This window comes from Psychroflexus sp. MES1-P1E (genome assembly GCF_002836055.1).
In the GTDB taxonomy this organism is placed as follows: Bacteria; Bacteroidota; Bacteroidia; order Flavobacteriales; family Flavobacteriaceae; genus Psychroflexus.
This window is the reverse complement of record NZ_PJBS01000054.1, coordinates 1-307: the sequence shown is the minus strand read 5'-3', so window position 1 is coordinate 307 and position 307 is coordinate 1. Positions and strand designations below refer to the sequence as shown.

Genomic DNA, 307 nt, shown 5'->3' with positions numbered 1-307 from the left:
GTTGATTTGAGGTAAATTTATATCTATTAGTACATTCCTATTTAATTGTTTTAAAAAGGCTCTCAGCGGTTGCATTATCCCAGCAATTGCCCTTTCTACTCATGCTTTGTGTTATCTTTATATCTTCCCTTAAAACACGAGACATTTTATTTGCTGCATATTGAACGCCTTGATCAGAATGAAATATAAAATTGAATTTGATATTTCTAATACTAATCGCTGATAACCACGCACTCCATACTGTGTTTTTGACTGTCATATCTTCACTCAACGACCATCCAACTATTTTTCTATCTGCTAAATCCAT

Annotated in this window: 1 pseudogene; it reads right to left on the bottom strand. The window is 32.9% G+C overall.

Going from position 1 to position 307, the window contains the following annotated elements:
* Positions 1 to 40: 40 nt before the first annotated feature.
* Positions 41 to 307, bottom strand: a pseudogene (locus CXF67_RS00295) (transposase); the annotation flags it as partial.